Source organism: Methylobacterium gnaphalii, from assembly GCF_007992215.1.
In the GTDB taxonomy this organism is placed as follows: Bacteria; Pseudomonadota; Alphaproteobacteria; order Rhizobiales; family Beijerinckiaceae; genus Methylobacterium; species Methylobacterium gnaphalii.
In genome coordinates, this window is sequence record NZ_BJZV01000005.1 from 58,921 (window position 1) to 71,794 (window position 12,874).

The 12,874-nt window shown below is 67.1% G+C and carries 12 protein-coding genes; 6 read left to right on the forward strand and 6 right to left on the reverse strand.

The window, feature by feature from the left end:
• Nucleotides 1–158: 158 nt before the first annotated feature.
• Both MGN01_RS06025 and MGN01_RS06030 read left to right on the forward strand, forming a co-directional pair.
• Complete coding sequence (locus MGN01_RS06025) at nt 159–2,129, forward strand: OmpA family protein (protein WP_174804558.1); 1,971 nt, start codon at nt 159–161, stop codon at nt 2,127–2,129.
• Nucleotides 2,126–2,410 carry a hypothetical protein gene (locus MGN01_RS06030; protein ID WP_147045694.1) on the forward strand — a complete coding sequence of 95 codons (285 nt, stop codon included), beginning with the start codon at nt 2,126–2,128 and terminating at the stop codon, nt 2,408–2,410. Before MGN01_RS06025 ends, MGN01_RS06030 begins: the two co-directional genes overlap by 4 nt.
• Here MGN01_RS06030 and MGN01_RS06035 read toward each other — a convergent pair.
• Nucleotides 2,388–2,876 carry a hypothetical protein gene (locus tag MGN01_RS06035; protein ID WP_147045695.1) on the reverse strand — a complete coding sequence of 163 codons (489 nt, stop codon included), beginning with the start codon at nt 2,874–2,876 and terminating at the stop codon, nt 2,388–2,390. The two genes, MGN01_RS06030 and MGN01_RS06035, sit on opposite strands and share 23 nt — an antisense overlap.
• Nucleotides 2,877–2,928: 52 nt before the next feature.
• Here MGN01_RS06035 and MGN01_RS06040 point away from each other — a divergent pair, with 52 nt between their 5' ends.
• A complete protein-coding gene (locus MGN01_RS06040; protein ID WP_238257715.1) occupies nt 2,929–3,423 on the forward strand; it encodes a DUF2721 domain-containing protein in 495 nt (164 codons plus the stop codon).
• Between the two features lie 8 nt (nt 3,424–3,431).
• On the opposite strand, the gene MGN01_RS06045 is transcribed toward MGN01_RS06040, so the two are convergent.
• A complete protein-coding gene (locus MGN01_RS06045) occupies nt 3,432–5,768 on the reverse strand; it encodes a lytic transglycosylase domain-containing protein (RefSeq protein ID WP_147045696.1) in 2,337 nt (778 codons plus the stop codon).
• Nucleotides 5,769–5,952: 184 nt separating this feature from the next.
• Between MGN01_RS06045 and dapA the strand changes: the two genes are divergently transcribed.
• From dapA to MGN01_RS06060, 3 genes are all read left to right on the forward strand, one after another.
• Nucleotides 5,953–6,861 carry a 4-hydroxy-tetrahydrodipicolinate synthase gene (gene dapA / locus MGN01_RS06050; protein ID WP_147045697.1) on the forward strand — a complete coding sequence of 303 codons (909 nt, stop codon included), beginning with the start codon at nt 5,953–5,955 and terminating at the stop codon, nt 6,859–6,861.
• Nucleotides 6,862–7,096: 235 nt separating this feature from the next.
• Nucleotides 7,097–7,570 carry an SsrA-binding protein SmpB gene (smpB, locus tag MGN01_RS06055; RefSeq protein WP_147045698.1) on the forward strand — a complete coding sequence of 158 codons (474 nt, stop codon included), beginning with the start codon at nt 7,097–7,099 and terminating at the stop codon, nt 7,568–7,570.
• 29 nt (nt 7,571–7,599) lie between these two features.
• The gene (locus MGN01_RS06060; protein WP_147045699.1) at nt 7,600–8,169 is read left to right on the forward strand and encodes a peroxiredoxin; all 570 of its coding nucleotides are present in this window, start codon (nt 7,600–7,602) and stop codon (nt 8,167–8,169) included.
• A gap of 4 nt (nt 8,170–8,173) precedes the next feature.
• Here MGN01_RS06060 and MGN01_RS06065 read toward each other — a convergent pair whose 3' ends face one another.
• The 4 genes from MGN01_RS06065 to rpoZ form a co-directional block, all read right to left on the reverse strand.
• Nucleotides 8,174–8,842 (reverse strand): LabA-like NYN domain-containing protein, encoded by a 669-nt coding sequence (locus MGN01_RS06065; RefSeq protein WP_147045700.1) that lies wholly within the window; start codon nt 8,840–8,842, stop codon nt 8,174–8,176.
• 351 nt (nt 8,843–9,193) lie between these two features.
• Nucleotides 9,194–9,784, reverse strand: a complete 591-nt coding sequence (gene pyrE, locus MGN01_RS06070; protein WP_147045701.1) for an orotate phosphoribosyltransferase — start codon at nt 9,782–9,784, stop codon at nt 9,194–9,196.
• A 75-nt stretch (nt 9,785–9,859) separates the two neighbouring features.
• Nucleotides 9,860–12,100 (reverse strand): RelA/SpoT family protein, encoded by a 2,241-nt coding sequence (locus MGN01_RS06075; RefSeq protein ID WP_147045702.1) that lies wholly within the window; start codon nt 12,098–12,100, stop codon nt 9,860–9,862.
• 177 nt (nt 12,101–12,277) lie between these two features.
• Nucleotides 12,278–12,691, reverse strand: a complete 414-nt coding sequence (gene rpoZ, locus MGN01_RS06080; RefSeq protein ID WP_147045703.1) for a DNA-directed RNA polymerase subunit omega — start codon at nt 12,689–12,691, stop codon at nt 12,278–12,280.
• Nucleotides 12,692–12,874 lie beyond the last annotated feature (183 nt).

The window sequence follows — 12,874 nt, forward strand, 5'->3', positions numbered from 1 at the left end:
GCAGACCAACCATCGGCAAACCTCCAACCCCGGCTTCGGCCGGGGTTTTTTTGTGCCTTGAGGCCGCGCAGCCTTCATCTCGACGTGAAAGGCGGGCAGGGGGTCGCGTCATCACCCCGCTTTGCCGGCTCTGCCGCGATCGAGGGTTCTCAAGGCCCGTGACCTCCGCAACCGCCACGTCCCTCAAGCGATACCGCCTCGGCTGGCTCGCCGGGCTGCCGGTCCTCGCCCTGCTCTGGGCCGGTGCGACCTTCGTGACGGCGCCGGTGATCGGCGATGCGCTGCGCGGGGAGAGTGCCACGATCGTGCGCGAGACGGGCGGCGGCGAGCCGGAGCCATGGCTACGCGTCGAGGTGCAGGGCCGCGACCTGCTGGCGCTTGGCGAAACCATGGATGTCGCCTTGCGCGACGCAGCTTTGGCCCGGCTCAAGGCGATCCCCGCCCTGAGGCGACTCGATGACCGGACCGGCCTGATCGAGACGGTTACACCCTTCGTCTGGACCGCGACGCGCACCGCACCGGACCTGATCGAGACCAGCGGCCACCGCCCGGTCGAGATCGGCGCGGCGGCGCTCGCCGCGAAACTCACGCGCGCCTTGCCGGCCGATGCGACCCTGCGCGACCGGGCGAGGGCGGCCCGCGGCGGCCCGGACGGATTCGCCGAAGCGGCCGCCTCTCTCGTCGAGGCGCTTCGCGGATTGGCGCCCGGCGCGGTGGCGACGCTCAGCGACACCACGCTGTCCCTACGGGGCGAGGCCGTCGACGCGGCCGCCTACGAGGCCGCCCGGGCCGCTCGGCCGCCGCAGGGATTCGCGTTCGGCGCGACAGAGATCGGGCCGCCGCGGGTGGACGATTTCCGCTTCGTCGTCGAACGGAGGCCGGACGGCGCTATCACGCTTGGTGGCCATGTCGTCTCGGAGGCCGCGCGGGCCGAGGCGCTCGCGATGGCCTCTTCGCTCGCGCCCGATCCGGCGCCGGGCGCCGGGCCGCGTACCGCCGTCGGCGACACCCTGCTGCCTGCCCGAGGGCTCGATCCGGCGATCGACCCAGCCGAACTCACCAGGGCCGCGATCCGGCTCGCTGGCCTGATTCGCGAGGGCTCGGTTCGGTTCGAGCGGGGCCGTCTCTCCGTCTCGGGCGTCGCGCTCGACGAGGAGGCAGTCGGCGAGGCCGAGGCGGCGATGCGCGTTGGGCGCCCGGCCGGTGTCTCCGCCGGATCGGTCGACCTCCAGCTTCGTCCGATCTCGCCCTACCCGTTCCGCATTCGGCGCGAGCCGGGGCGTGTCACTCTCTCCGGCTATCTGCCTGACCGCCCAGCCCGCGAACGCTTGAACGCCGTCCTGCGCCAGCGCTTCCTGCGCGAAACCATCGTCGACCGCTCGCGGATCGCGTCCGGCGCGCCGGCCCAGTTCGTCGCCGCGCTCACCGGCTCCCTCGGGCCGCTCTCGACGCTGGCGAACGGCGAGGTCGAGGCGGCCGATGCGTCGATCCGGCTGAGCGGCGAGAGCCTGTATCCGCAGAGCGCCCGCCGTGCGGGCGACGACCTGCGGCGCGCATTGCCGCCGGGCTGGCAGGGTACGGCCGCGGTGTCGTCGCGCGATGCGGAGCCCGCCTACGATGCCGCGACCTGCGCCCGGCTTTTCTCCGAGCGGGTGGCGGGTCACACCCTGCGCTTCGCCCCCGGCAGCATCGAGCTCAAGCCGGACTTCTACCCCGTGCTCGACGCCGTCGCCGAGATCGCGAAGGCCTGCCGGGCCGAGCACGTGGAGGTGCTCGGCCATCTCGATCCCGCCGGGGCACCGGCGCCGAAGCCCGCTGTGTTGCCGGAGGCGGACACCGAAAAGTCTAAGCCCGACAAGGCGAAGCCCGGCAAAGCTAAAGCATCGGATATAGCCAAGGCGAAGAGCGCGGGCAAACCGGGAGCGGCGGACAAGCCTGCCTCCGGCCCGTCCGAGCCGGCTCAGGCCGCCAAGGATTCCGAGCCTGCACCCGACCTCGCCGCCGCGCGGGCAGCGGCGATCATCGACTATCTCCTGAAGGCGGGCGTCTCGCCCGATCAGGCGCTGGCAGTTCAGGGCGGCGCGCCGCTCAGCGACCGGCAAGGCATCGGCTTGGCGCTGCGCTCATGACCCTCCTCGTCTCCGCCCTGTGGCCCGGCCTCGCCGGAGCCCTGCTGCTCGGCGCCTGCATCGGCGCCCTCACAGGCCTGCCGCGCGAGCGGGCGAGCTTGATCGCCGCCGCATCGCTGGTCGTGGCCCTGGCCGTTCTCGGTGGGCTCACCGTCTCGCAGACGGTGCCTGGGCAGGCGGGCCTCTGGGTCGAGACCGCGACGCTGATGCTCGCAGCCTATCTCGTCGGATGCCTCGCCGGCGGCGCCGGACACCGTCTCAGGCGTCGCGCCAGAGCTTGAGCACGGCGATGCCGGCCGTCATCGGGGCCGACCAGAGCTGCACGAGGTAGCGGTCGTCACCCTCCAGCCCCGATGCGTCGAGGGTATCGAGCCCGGCGAAACTCACCCGCGCCGCGAGCGGCCCCGGCTTCACCGCGAGCCGGGGCGCCACGGCCGCGTCATCGGTCAACCCGGCCAGAACGAGGCGCCCCGTCGGGCAGGCGATGCCGGCCTCGGCGACGTGCTGGAAACCGTCGAGCTCCGGCTCCGGGCGCCCCGCATGCCACTCGACACAGACGGGCACCGTCATGTTGCGCGCCGTGTGCAGGATCAGCCCGTACGGCCCCGCCATCAGGCGGCGCGCGAGGGATTCCGGCGTGTAATCGTCGGGAAGTTCCGGGTGGTTCTCGTCGTGCAGGTAGATCTGGAAGTAATCCGCGAAGAGATCGCCTTGGAACAGCACCTGGAACATGTTCGGCCCGCTCACGCGCCTTGCAACGGAGGGCCGCATCATACCCCCTGTTTGAGCGCGTCCCGCCATGACCTATCTGCGGGCCATGCCCGCCTCCGCCTTCGCGCCCGACGACATCGCCCACATCATCCAGGTCGCCCTGGCGCCGGCCTTCCTGCTGACGGCGCTGGCAACACTGCTGAACGTCTTCTCGACCCGCCTCGCACGCGTCGCCGACAAGGTCGATCTCGCTGCCAATGCGCTGCGCGGCGCCGGCCCGGCCGAGGCGGACCGGCTCGGCGCCGAACTGTCCTACCTGCGCAGGCGCTCCTTCGTCCTCGACATAGCCGTGGTGCTGGCCTCGGCGGGCGGCATCATGACCGGCATCGCCGTGCTCACCCTCTTCGTCGGGGTGCTGCGCGACGCCACCACCACGACGGTCCTGTTCTTCTGCTTCGGCGTGGCGCTCGTCTGCACCGTGGCCGCCATCGCGGCCTTCCTCGTCGAGATCCTCCTGGCCGGCCGCGGCATCCGGAACGAGGTCGACCGCCAGAAGGACAATGCGGCGGCGCAGGCGTCCTGACGACGCTCCTATCGCGCTGCGGGCATCGCCTCCGCGCTCGCCGCCGGGCGCGCGCCGCGGGCGAGGTCCTGCTCGATCAGTAGCGTGGTCTTGCCGTCACCCTTGGCAGCGAGCCGGTTGCGATAGACCTGGAGGTTCTCCATCACGCGCTGCACGTAGTTCCGCGTCTCGGTGAAGGGGATGCGTTCCACCCAATCGATCGGATCGATGCCGGGTTTGCGCGGATCGCCGTAGGCGTCGATCCACTTCTTCACGTTGCCGCCGCCGGCATTGTAGGAGGCGAAGGCGAGAATGTAGGAACCGCGCCAATCCTCCATCAGCTCGCCGAGATGCGCCTGGCCGAGCCGAGCGCAATAGGCCGGGTCGCTGGTAAGCCGCGCCTGCTCGAAGCCGGTGCTGACGCGCTTGGCGGTGCGCTGAGCCGTCTGCGGCATCATCTGCATCAGGCCACGCGCGCCGACACCCGACTGGGCCTGCGGATCGAATTGGCTCTCCTGGCGCGCGATGGCGAAGACCATCGCCCGCTCGACTTGCGGCACCGCCGTGGACGCCTCGTAATCCGGGATGCCGATGGTCGGGTAGGCATGCACGTCCAGCGCCAGGCCACGCTGCGTTGCAAGCTTACCGAGAGCGACGAGCGCGCGCGCATCCCGCATCTGGGTGGCGACATCGCCGAGGGCGTTCAGCTCCGCCTCGCTCGTCAGCGACTTCGCCGCGTCGATGTAGAGCGGCAGCGCCAGCTCCTTCATCGAGGCGGCGGCAAGGAGCTTGAGAGCACGCACGAACAGCCGGTCGTCAAAACTTTTCCGCGCGTCGGCGTCGAGATCGGCAGCGCGGCGCAGGTCGAGGCTCGACTGGCCGAGCCTGGCACGGGCGAGCTGGCCGTAATAGGCAATCGGCTGGGCCGCGGCACGCTCGTAGAAGGCCTTGGCTTCTGTTGCCTCGCCGAGCTGGTCGGCAGCGCGGCCCTCCCAGTAAGCGGTGCGGGCGATCGAGATCGGCGTCTCGGCGATGGCCGCGGCCTTGGCGAAATGCGCCTGCGCAGCCTTGGCATCGCCCGCGAAGCGCAGGGCAATCCAACCAGCATGGAACTCGGCCTCGATGCGCTTCTCGACCGTGCGCGCGCTGTGCCCACCGACGATCGCCAGGGCCGTCTTGCTGTCACCCTTATCGATGAGCTTGCGGGCGACGATGCGGCGCTCGACCCACCACTCGTCGCCGTCGACGAGCACCTCCGGATTGGTTGGCGCGGCGGCGAGGATCTTGGCCGCCTCCTCGAACTTCTCAGCCCGGCGGTAGTATTGGGCGCGAGAGAGCATGAAGGAGGAATCGTTGCGCAGGCTCGGCGGCACGGCGTTCAGCGCCTGGGGTGCCCCGGAGCCCTTCGCCTCGACGATGCGGCGCGCCCGCACCAGGCTGGCATAGGAGCCGCCGGCATAGCCGGCCGCACGACCCGCCATCTCCCAGTCCTCTTTCAGGAGGGCACGCTCCATGCGGGTACGGTGATCGACGGTGGTGAGGATGCCGGGCATGGCGTCCATCACCTTGGCCTCGAAGGCGCGCCCGAAGCTGTCGCCGCGCCAGAGATCGCGCACGAGATCGGCAGCATCCGCATCGAGCCCGTCGGCCTTGAAGGCGAGCGCCAGAGCGAGCTTGCCCGGCGCCGTCTCGGGCTTCGAGGTCGCGAAATAGGCACGGACCTGTGCCGCGTCCTTCTTTTCGGCGAGCAGACGCTCCTCGGCACGGCGGCGGACCAGGGGTCCTGCCGGCCAACCGGGATTATCACGCAGGAAGGCGGTGATGCGGCGGAGATCGACGCCGGTCCCGGCCCGGATCGCCACCCATTCGCAGAGCGCGCGGGCAGCCGGATCCTTGAAGCCGTCGCGAAGGCGGTCACCGTCGGCGAACTTGCCCTTGCGGTAGAAGTCGATCGCCTGCCGGAGCTGGCCAAGATCTGTGTCGCCAGCGAAGAGCGCGCGGGCCGGATCTGGCACCTCGGGCACAGGGGCTGCGGGCGATGCAGAGGCGTCGGGTAACGGGAAGGCGAGGGGTATATCGGTATCGGTGGAGGCGTAAGCGCTGGCACCGGCCGGCAGCGGCGCATCACTCGCACCCTCGCCCTTGGCAGCCTCGCTCTTCGAGGGCTCGACTCGCAGCGCATCGGCAGCGACTGGGTCGGAGGGCGCGGTATCCTTCAATCGACTGGAACTGGCATCCGCGTCGCTCGACGGGACCACCTTGGCGGCCGGCTCCGCGGTCTCTGCCGCCCATCCCGGCGCGGCGAAGGCTACGCCGCCAAGGACGAGCGCGAGAAGCGCAAGTCGAGGTCGATCAGAGACCGCCATGGTTCACCCCGAGTCGGGAGGCCAAACGTTAAGCTGGCCTCTGCTGCGTTAAGAAGGCATTAACTGCGCCTGCAGAGGGTTTGCGCGGCTGCGGCCGAGCGCCTATGTCTGCCCGCCCCTTTCGCGGATACGGCCTTATGGCGGCGGAAGAACGGCACTTCACGAGACGGCTGGGACCAGCACGATGACCGATACCCGTTCGCGCCCGACCGACCGTCTGCGGGGCTCGATGACCGCGCTGGTGACGCCGTTCCGTGACGGCGCCGTCGACGAGGCTGCCTTCAGAAAGTTCATCGACTGGCAGATCGAGCAGGGCACACACGTGCTGGTACCCACCGGCACCACCGGCGAGAGCCCGACACTGAGCCACGAAGAGCACGACCGTGTGGTCGAGATCTGCATCGAGCAGGCCGCCGGCCGAGTGCCCGTGATCGCGGGCGCCGGGTCGAACTCGACCATCGAGGCCGTGGAGCGGGCCCGTCATGCTGAGGCCGCAGGCGCGGACGCGGTGCTCACCGTCACACCCTACTACAATAAGCCGACGCAGGAGGGCATGTACGCCCACTTCAAGGCGGTGAACGACGCCGTCGGCATCCCGATCATCATCTACAACATTCCCGGCCGCTCCATCGTCGACATGAGCGTCGAGACGATGGCGCGCCTGTTCGAACTCAAGAACATCGCCGGCGTGAAGGACGCGACCGCCAAGATCGACCGCGTCAGTCTGCAGCGCCACGCTATGGGAGAAGAGTTCATCCAACTTTCGGGCGAAGATGCGACGGCGCTCGCCTTCAACGCGCATGGCGGGAAGGGCTGCATCTCCGTGGCGTCAAACGTCGCCCCGCGCCTCTCAGCCGATCTCCAGGAGGCCACGCTCGCCGGCGATTACGCCAAGGCGCTCGCGATCCAGGACCGGCTGACTCCGCTGCACGCGGCCCTGTTCTACGAGTCGAACCCCGTGCCAACGAAGTACGCCCTCAGCCGCCTCGGCCTGATGTCGGGCGAGGCGCGCCTCCCGATGGTACCGCCGACCGAGGGCTGCAAGAAGGCCGTCGATGCGGCGCTCCGCTATGCGGGGCTGATCGCCGGCTGACATCGTGTCCACCCGATGGCTTGGCCCCCGTTGGTCCGCGCTCGGTCGACATCGCGATTGCAGCGAAGCAATACAGGGCGACGTCGTGGGGCCTGGGTTGCTTCGCCTGCGGCTCGCAATGATGAAGCGGCGACGAAGCGATCAGACGGAACTGGTCTGAGGCTTCGGCCTCGCTGAACGACCTCTTCGATGCCATATCAGGCGATCCGCCGCAGATACGATCGACTCCCGAACAATGGCCCCTAAGTCCGACCCCAACCGCAAGGTCGTCGCGGATAACCGCTCGGCGCGCTACCACTACGCGATCGAGGACGTGATCGAGGCCGGCATTGCGCTGAGCGGCACCGAGGTCAAATCCTTGCGCAACGGCAAGGCGACGATCGGCGAGTCCTATGCCGGTCCGTCGGGCAACGACCTGATGCTGTTCAACTGCAACATCCCGGAATACCTTGAGGCCAACCGCTTTAACCACCAGCCCAAGCGCCCGCGCCGGCTGCTGCTGCATCGCCGCCAGATCGACAAGCTGATCGGCGCCACACAGCGCCAGGGCATGACTGTGGTCCCGCTCAAGATCTACTTCAACGAGCAGGGCAGGGCGAAGGTCGAGCTCGGTCTCGGCAAGGGCAAGCAAAATCACGACAAGCGCGAGGCGACCAAGCAGCGCGACTGGCAGAGGGACAAGGCACGGCTCATGCGCGACAGGGGCTGATCCCTCCGCGAAAGGCGGTAGATACCACGATGGCCACGCCCGATTTTGCCGATCTTCCCACCGATCTGCCAGTGCCCGTCGATGACGGCGGCGCCGATCACCTGACCGGCCTGCGCCTACCAGACGTTGCGCTAACTGCGACGGATGGGACAATCGTTTCACTGGCCCGGTTGTCGGGCCGCACCGTCGTCTTCGCCTATCCTCGCACCGGCGAGCCAGGACAGCGGAACCTCGTCGAGAACTGGGACGCGATCCCGGGCGCCCGAGGCTGCACGCCACAGGCCTGCGAGTTTCGCGACCGGCATGCGGACCTGATCAAGCGTGGCGTCGCGCAGGTACACGGTGTGTCGACACAGTCGAGCGCGTATCAGCGGGAGGCAGCCGAGCGGCTGCACCTGCCCTACGCGCTGCTCTCCGACCTGCACCTTGCTTTCGCCCTTGCAGCGCGGCTGCCCACCTTCGACGCAAACGGCACTGTGCTGTTGAAGCGCCTCACCCTCGTCATCGACGAGGGTGTCGTGACGAAGGCATTCTACCCAGTATTTCCGCCGAACCGGGGTGCCGAGCAGGTCATCGACTGGCTCGACGCACGGGCCTGAACGCTCACGCGTCGGCGCTGTCCTCGTCGCCCGGCTGGCGGATGCCGTAACGGCTCTCCAGCCCCGGATTTGGGGCGGCTCCGCGTGGGGCTCCACGCTCAGCGAATTCGCGGCGGCCATTATCTGCCGCAGGACGGGCAGGGCGCTCGCCGGGATCACGACCGACGCGGTTGATGAGTTGAGTCAGGTCGAGGAACTCGTCCGCCTGCCGGCGCAGGTCGTCGGCGATCATCGCCGGCTGGGTCTGGATGGTCGAGACCACGGTCACACGCACGCCGCGCCGCTGCATCGCCTCGACCAGTGAGCGGAAATCACCGTCACCGGAGAACAGGACCATGTGGTCGATGTAGGGGGCGAGTTCGAGCGCGTCGATCGCGAGCTCGATATCCATGTTGCCCTTCACCTTGCGTCGCCCGGCCGAGTCCGTGAATTCCTTCGCTGGCTTGGTGACGACTCGGTAGCCGTTATAATCGAGCCAGTCGATCAGCGGGCGAATCGAAGAATATTCCTGATCCTCGACCATGGCCGTATAGTAGAAAGCGCGAATGAGATTGTCGCGCGCCTGGAATTCTTTCAGTAGACGCTTGTAATCGATGTCGAACCCGAGCGCCTTGGTGGTCGCGTAGAGATTAGCGCCGTCAATGAAGAGCGCGCTACGTTGATGCGTCGGCATTCAAAAATCCATCGAAATCAAATCAATGAAATTGGTGATGGCTCGCCGCGAGGCTGACGGGCCGCGAAAGAGTCCTGTCGACTGTGTAAAGTCACTTGCAACCGAGACTGCGTGAGAGGCTCGGCAACTAAATGCTACCGAAAATCGGCAACGCAGCCATCCAACCCGAAAACATCTTCTCCTAAAGAAAAAGCAGATGCAATCGATACCAAATATTTCTGATGAACCGTCACGATATTGTCAAGCGACGAGAAGTTTTTGCTGCAAGTAATTCGTCTATCGGCGAAGTTTCGTGAACGTAGTCCTATCGAACAACTTAAAGTGGCGTCGTCTGACAGACTCTCATCCGCGTCAAGGTACGGGAATCGCGCGGCTTCCCGGCTTCACGGCAGGCAAAGCCGCCAGTTCGGGCGGCAGCGCGTCGGCCGAATAGGCAGGGATGTCGAGAGCGGCGAGCGAGATCATTGGCAGGCCGATCTCACCGCGTCCGCCCGAACGATCAATCAGGCAGGCCGCGCCCACCACCTCGCCAGCTTCTCCGGCGAGCGAAGCGAGACATTCCCGCGCTGAAAGTCCTGTGGTGACGATGTCCTCGACGATCACGGCGCGCTTGCCTGCAGGGATGCTGAAGCCGCGGCGGAGTTGGAACGGGCCGCCAGGATCGCGCTCGACGAAGATCGCCCGGGCGCCAAGATGCCGGGCCGTCTCATAGCCGGGCACGATGCCGCCGATCGCTGGCGAGACCACGATGTCGATCTGGCCGAACCGCGCCGCGATCACCTCCGCCAGAGCCCGACATAGGCGCTCAGTCCGCGGGGGGTCCGAGAAGATGTTCATCTTCTGCAGGAAGGTCGGGGAGTGCAGGCCAGAACTGAGCACGAAATGCCCCTGAAGCAGCGCACCGGACGAGCGGAACTCTTCGAGGACGTCCTCATGGGTCATGCTGGCACGGCTTTCAGGCGCAAGGGCAAACCTGGGGCTTCTCGCAAGGCAAGCCCAGCGAGGCAAGAGTGCTGCCTAACCGTTCATGCGCTCGGCCCGACTTACCGAGCGCTTGGCTCGCAGTTCCGCCACGATGGCATTGAGATGCTTCAGGTCCCAGACGGCGAGGTCGATGATGATGTCAGTAAAGTCCTGCGTGCGGCGGGTCATCTTGACGTTGTCGATATTGCCGTCGTGGTCGGCGATGACCTGGGCAATCTGAGCGAGCACGCCGGGCTCGTTGATCGATTCGACCATGAGACGGGCGGGAAAGCGCTCGCTCGAACCAGCCTCGACGTCCCAGCGCACGTCGAGCCAGCGCTCCGGCTCATTGTCGAAATCCGCGAGCGCAGCCGATTGGATCGGATAGATCGTGACGCCGACACCGGGTGTGAGGATGCCGACGATGCGGTCACCCGGCACCGCGCCGCCATTCGGCGCGAAGCTCACCGGCAAATCGCCAGCAACGCCGCGGATCGGGATGCCGCCATTCGCGCCCGCGCCGTCGGCGGAGCCCTCGGCGAAGGTAAGGCGGATCGTCTGGTCCTTGCGGCTGAGCCTGCCCGCGCCATCGGCATTCCCCGCCGGAGCGAGTGAGCCCGGCGAGCCGGTGCTGCGGCTGTCCTTGAAGTCGGGATAGACCGCCTTCACCACGTCACCCGAGAACATCTCGCCGCGCCCCACCGCTGCGAACACGTCGTCGGCCGAGGCACGGGCCAGGCGGGCGAGCGCGCCGCGCAGCTTCTCCTCTGTGAAGTTCTTGCCCGCGCGCTCGAAGGCGCGGTCGAGGATCTGGCGGCCAAGGCCAGCATATTGGCGGCGTACGGCGGCTCGGGTGGCGCGTCGGATTGCAGCGCGCGCCTTGCCCGTTACGACCAGCGATTCCCAGGCCGCAGGCGGCGAGGCGCCGTCGGAGCGGGCGATCTCCACCTCATCGCCATTGGCGAGCTCGTGCAACAGTGGCGCCATGCGGCCGTTGATCTTGGCGCCCACCGCGGTGTTGCCAACATCGGTATGCACCGCATAGGCGAAATCGATCGGCGTGGCGCCACGGGGCAGGGCGATCAAACGGCCCTTGGGCGTGAAACAAAAGACCTGGTCCTGGAAGAGTTCGAGCTTGGTGTGCTCAAGGAACTCTTCCGGCGAATCGCCCTCGGCCAAGAGCTCGATCGTGCGGCGCAGCCACTGATAGGCGCCACTCTCGGTAGCGAGGCGGGGATGGATCTCGCCCTCATCGCCCTCGCCGGATTCCTTGTACTGCGCATGGGCGGCGATGCCGTACTCGGCGATCTCGTCCATGGCGCGTGTGCGGATCTGCAGCTCGACGCGCTGACGCTTCGGCCCGATCACCGTCGTATGGATCGAGCGGTAGTCGTTCTGTTTCGGGGTCGAGATGTAGTCCTTGTAGCGGCCCGGTACGGTTGGCCAGCTCGTATGGACGACGCCGAGCGCGCCGTAGCATTCGGGCGTGGTGGCCACGACGATGCGGAAGCCGACGATGTCCGAGAGCTGCTCGAAGCCGACGGATTTGCGCTCCATCTTGGACCAGATCGAGTAGGGCCGTTTGAGCCGGCCCTTCACTTCCGCGGCGATGCCCTGCGCGGCGAGCCGTGCGGTGAGATCCTTCTCGATGGTTTTGATCAGGCTCTGCGAGGTCTCGGAGAACGCCTCCAGCCGCTTGGTAATGGTCGCATACACCTCCGGCTTGAGGGTCTGAAACGAGAGGTCCTCCAGTTCGTCGCGCAGCTCCTGCATGCCCATGCGGCCGGCGAGAGGCGCATAGATGTCCAGTGTCTCCTCGGCGATGCGGGCGCGCTTCTCGGGCGGCATGAAGCCGAGGGTACGCATGTTGTGCAGCCGGTCGGCCAGCTTCACTAGGAGGACGCGCACGTCCTCGGCCACGGCGAGCAGCAGCTTGCGAAAGTTCTCGCCCTGCACCGCGCGCTTCGAAACGAGATCGAGCCGCTTTAGCTTGGTCAATCCGTCGACGAGGGCGCCGATCTCGGGGCTGAACAGCCGGCCGATCTCTTCCAGCGTCGCCGCAGTGTCCTCGACAGTGTCGTGCAGGACCGCCGCGATGATGGTGGCGTCGTCGAGCTTGAGATCCGTCAGGATCGCCGCGACTTCGAGCGGATGCGCGAAGAACGGGTCGCCCGAGGCCCGTTTCTGGGTGCCATGGGCGCGCATCGCGTAGACGTAGGCGCGGTTGAGCAGGGCCTCGTTCGCGTGCGGATTGTAGCGCTTGACCCGCTCCACGAGTTCGTACTGGCGCATCATCCGCCGAAACAACCTTCCGCAAATCCGGCTGGAATTCTCAGACCCGACTATTCCCGCATCGAGCCGCGCGGCGCCAGATGCCGCGATGAGGATATGGCGTTGCGTGCGCTGCGGCAAAGAAAAAGCCCGGCCGCATGGGCCGAGCTTCATCAGGACCTCGCGATCGATGACCCAGGCTCAATCGCCCTCTTCGTCCGTCTCGGTCGGAGGCGCAAGGTTCTCAAGGCCGCGGAGCAGGTCTTCCTCGCTCATACGGTCGAAGCTGACCTCGCTGTCGTCGCTTGAGTTCGTCTGCGGTGCCACGGCGGCAGCGGCCGGCGAGCTCGACAGCAGCGGCACGGTCTCGGCCTCAGGCTCGTCGACTTCGACATATTTCTGCAGCGAGTGGATCAGTTGCTCCTTGAGGTCGTCCGCCGTGATGGTCTCGTCGCCAATCTCGCGAAGCGCCACGACCGGGTTTTTGTCGCGGTCGCGATCGACGGTGAGCGGCGCGCCGGAGGCAAGCAGGCGGGCGCGGTGGCTGGCGAGCAACACCAATTCAAACCGGTTCTCGACCTTCTCGATGCAGTCTTCGACGGTGACGCGAGCCATGTGAAGCGGCTCCTTCCCAAACGCGTACGGAGTGTTGCGGAGTGAACGGGCTCCTTACACCCGATGCGGCCCTGCAACAAGCGTGCATGAAAGACGATGAGCGGGCGAGCCATGCAAGGATATGACTGCACCGCCATCCGCCCCTTTTCGTAAGCGCTGCAGAAGGAAAATGCAGATCTCACA

Excerpts from the sequence above, each read along its gene's own strand:
- smpB (WP_147045698.1), top strand. The coding sequence starts at position 7,097 with ATGGCCCCTAAGTCCGACCCCAACCGCAAGGTCGTCGCGGATAACCGC.
- MGN01_RS06040 (WP_238257715.1), top strand. The coding sequence starts at position 2,929 with ATGACCTATCTGCGGGCCATGCCCGCCTCCGCCTTCGCGCCCGACGAC.
- MGN01_RS06075 (WP_147045702.1), bottom strand. The coding sequence starts at position 12,100 with ATGATGCGCCAGTACGAACTCGTGGAGCGGGTCAAGCGCTACAATCCG.
- MGN01_RS06030 (WP_147045694.1), top strand. The coding sequence starts at position 2,126 with ATGACCCTCCTCGTCTCCGCCCTGTGGCCCGGCCTCGCCGGAGCCCTG.
- MGN01_RS06060 (WP_147045699.1), top strand. The coding sequence starts at position 7,600 with ATGGCCACGCCCGATTTTGCCGATCTTCCCACCGATCTGCCAGTGCCC.
- rpoZ (WP_147045703.1), bottom strand. The coding sequence starts at position 12,691 with ATGGCTCGCGTCACCGTCGAAGACTGCATCGAGAAGGTCGAGAACCGG.
- pyrE (WP_147045701.1), bottom strand. The coding sequence starts at position 9,784 with ATGACCCATGAGGACGTCCTCGAAGAGTTCCGCTCGTCCGGTGCGCTG.
- MGN01_RS06065 (WP_147045700.1), bottom strand. The coding sequence starts at position 8,842 with ATGCCGACGCATCAACGTAGCGCGCTCTTCATTGACGGCGCTAATCTC.
- MGN01_RS06045 (WP_147045696.1), bottom strand. The coding sequence starts at position 5,768 with ATGGCGGTCTCTGATCGACCTCGACTTGCGCTTCTCGCGCTCGTCCTT.
- dapA (WP_147045697.1), top strand. The coding sequence starts at position 5,953 with ATGACCGATACCCGTTCGCGCCCGACCGACCGTCTGCGGGGCTCGATG.